Source organism: Mycobacterium sp. WUMAC-067 (assembly GCF_020217485.1).
Classification (GTDB): domain Bacteria; phylum Actinomycetota; class Actinomycetes; order Mycobacteriales; family Mycobacteriaceae; genus Mycobacterium.
Genome location: NZ_JAEKMI010000143.1, coordinates 1 through 1,494 on the forward strand (window position 1 = coordinate 1; position 1,494 = coordinate 1,494).

At 61.6% G+C, this 1,494-nt stretch carries 1 protein-coding gene; it reads right to left on the reverse strand.

The window, feature by feature from the left end; translation table 11 throughout:
• Nucleotides 1-295: 295 nt before the first annotated feature.
• Nucleotides 296-1,387, reverse strand: coding sequence for a site-specific integrase (locus tag JF781_RS27900; RefSeq protein ID WP_007172599.1), 1,092 nt, complete (start codon nucleotides 1,385-1,387; stop codon nucleotides 296-298).
• Nucleotides 1,388-1,494 lie beyond the last annotated feature (107 nt).

The following is a 1,494-nucleotide window of genomic DNA, read 5'->3' on the forward strand; positions in this document are numbered from 1 at the left end:
GTCGCATAACCCCGGGGTCGGCTGTGTTCAGCGGGGGCGTGTGGCCTCCGCTCAATTGGGTTTGAGTCCTTTACACTTGATGAAGTGCGCTCCGATGCGGCCGGTTAAACAAACGGCTTCGGGACCAGCGTTGGGGATGACCTCCGGGTCTGCGCTCTAGTCGAATGGCCCCGGCCTCGCCAACCTGGCTTGAGGCCGGGGTCTAACGATTGGGTCTCCCTTCCCGTGCGATTGCCAGACAGCCTTGCCGCCACCTCGATCCCTGAGAAATGGGACGAAACAGGGCCAAACCGGATCAGCTGCGGCCCGCACGAAAAGTATCGTCGAGCGAGTCAAGCGCGGTTGCGATGTCGTCAAGCTCGTCGTCGAAGAGATCCGCGTAGGTGTGTGCGGTCACGGTGATTGATGCGTGGCCCATTGCCTTTTGCAGGAGTCGCAAGTCGGCGCCGGCCCGTCGTGACAGCGATGCGTAGGTATGCCGTAGGTCATGCACACGCAAGTTGTCCCGGCCGATCTCAGTCACAGACTTCCGCCAGTTGACCGCACGCTTCCAGTTCTCCAGGCTCAGCCGGGAACCCTTCGGCGACGCGATCGCCGGCGCGCCACAGGGTCGTGCGTCGAGCCGCGCCTTAAGTGCCGGCATCAAGCGCTCGGGGATTGGGACAGAACGTCGGCCGGCTTGCGATTTCGGGTTCCCTTCAACGAGTTTGCCGCCGACTTGGGTCATCGACCGGCGAACACGGATTCGACGAGCGCCCAGGTCGACATCCTCGACATTGAGGCCGGTGAGTTCACCGAATCGTAGGCCTGTGTAAGCCAGGAGCAAGACGACGTCACCTTGAGCGCCGCATGTTTGGGCAAGTGTTGCGACTTCGCCGACGGTTAGATAGACGTGTGTGGCTTGCCGCATCGGTGGGAATTTGGTGCGTGATGCGGGGTTCTTGCCGAGGAGCTGGTCTTCCTCGACGGCGCGGTCAAGGGTCATCTTGAGGACCGAGTGCGTCCACCTCACGGTCCGCGGTCCGAGACCCGACGCTGACATGGCATTCACCCATCGTTGGATCGACTCGTGGTCGATTCTTGCGATCGGCCACGAACCAAACTGTGGCTCGATACGCAGCCTCCAGTTGTCTTCGTATCCGCGGCGGACTTTCGCGCTCAGGTCGGGTCGGGAGGCTAGCCACGATCGATAGACGTTGCGGAGCAGGATTTTGCCGCCGCGTGGGTCCACCCTGACGCCCGCGGCGCTGTCGGTGACGAGCCTTGCTTCGAACTGGCGCGCCTCCCGCTCTGTTCGGAAGCTCTTCTTGCGCTTCGAACGATCCGGTAGGCGCCATTGGACGTCATAACGCACGCCGTCCTTCGTCTCGCGGCGCTTTATGGCCAAGATTCCTCCGGAATGACGTTGGGGGAATTGAGGATCAGTGCCTGCAGCCAGCAGTGAGCGTGTGCAAGCTTGATCGTTAGCTCAAAATTTGCGGTTGTGCTAAGTCG